The sequence below is a fragment of the Halanaerobium sp. genome (assembly GCF_003070835.1).
Map to the genome: position 1 here is coordinate 1 of NZ_QBLR01000494.1, position 1,132 is coordinate 1,132.

Consider the following 1,132-nt stretch of genomic DNA (forward strand, 5'->3'; position numbering starts at 1 on the left):
TTTTTGACAGAGAAGCAGTTTAGACTGCTGGCCGAGTTGAGTAGAGACTATGGTGCTGGCTATCTGCATTTTACCACCAGACAGGATATTCAGCTGCACAAGATTGAGATAGATGAGAGTGCAGAAGTTTTAGATAAACTTTTAGAGGCAGGATTGAGTCCGCGTGGTGGTGGAGGTAATACGGTCCGCAACATAATGAACTCTCCTGCAGCTGGTGTTGATCCGGCAGGTAGATTTGATACAACTGCTCACTGTCTGGCCTTAAGTGAATATTTACTGGGAGATCGTTCTTCTTTTAATCTGCCCCGAAAGTACAAGATTGCATTTTCGGCCAGCCATCAGGACCAGGGACTGGCAACAATTAATGACTTAGGATTTATTGCCACTCTTCAGGATGGCCGCAGGGGTTTTGAGGTTTATGCAGCTGGAGGAATGGGTAATCAGCCGGCAGTGGCTTTTAAGCTGCTTGATTTCGTGGCAGAAAATGAAATTTTTGCTGTGGCAGAAGCAATCAAAAGATTATTTGACCGCTATGGTGATCGCAATAACAGGAATCAGGCGCGTCTACGTTTTGTCCGCCGCCGTTTTGGAGAAGCTAAATTTAAAGAATTATTTTTGGAATACTTTGAGCAGGTTAAAGCAGAAGCCGAGACCGGTGAATTAAAATTTACTGATCTTGACTATTATAAAGATAAAATTACACCTAAAAAAGCAGCATCTGTTTTGAATTTAAATCCGCTCAATGGAGATTTAAATTATCAGGAAGTAATGGATTTAATTAAGCTGCTGGATAAATATGATTTGAGTTTGAGAACTACCAATAAGCAGGGCTTACTTTTAAGAGGGGTTAAGGAATCTGAACTTGAGGACTTAAAAGAAGATTTAGCAGCAGTCAATCAGAGTCTGCTTGATTCTGATGCATTATCGGCAGTTGCCTGTAAGGGAGCTTCTACCTGTAGACTGGGTCTCTGTCATTCACCAAATCTGGCGGAGGCAATTAGGGAAAATCTCTTAGAAATTGAACAGCAAAAATGTGATCTTTTACCCCAGATTTATATCAGCGGCTGCCCCAATTCCTGTGGTCAGCATCATATCGGGAAAATTGGATTTGAAGGAAAGGCCAAACGAGAAA

1 protein-coding gene is annotated in these 1,132 nt (G+C 41.9%); it reads left to right on the forward strand.

Features of this window, described 5'->3' with window-relative positions:
* Window positions 1–1,132: nitrite/sulfite reductase (locus CI949_RS20750; protein ID WP_290769943.1), on the forward strand; the 1,132-nt coding region annotated here is incomplete at both ends.